The organism is Pseudomonas sp. EL_65y_Pfl1_R83 (genome assembly GCF_963970695.1).
In the GTDB taxonomy this organism is placed as follows: domain Bacteria; phylum Pseudomonadota; class Gammaproteobacteria; order Pseudomonadales; family Pseudomonadaceae; genus Aquipseudomonas; species Aquipseudomonas tritici.
On the sequence record NZ_CAXAQI010000544.1, the window covers coordinates 1 to 255 of the forward strand.

Genomic DNA, 255 nt, shown 5'->3' on the forward strand with positions numbered 1-255 from the left:
ATGCTACGGCTACCTGGAGCACTGCGGCCTTGGGTGAACAACTCGTTCACCCGACTGCGCAATCGAAGGCGTTCTACATCCGGTGTGCGGCGCCTGAGATGCCGAGCGTAGTAGCACGAGCGGGTCACTTCAAACACCTTGCACAGCCAATCAACCGGCTCGTGGATGCTCAACTGGTCAATCAGCGCGAACGCTCGAGATCTTCCGACATCAAGAGCGCGGTAGCCTTTTTTAAGATCGATTTTTCCCGCTCAA

Annotated in this window: 1 pseudogene; it reads right to left on the reverse strand. The window is 56.1% G+C overall.

The annotated features are described in order from the left end of the window. Positions 1-255, reverse strand: a pseudogene (locus AACY08_RS30255) (IS3 family transposase); the annotation flags it as partial.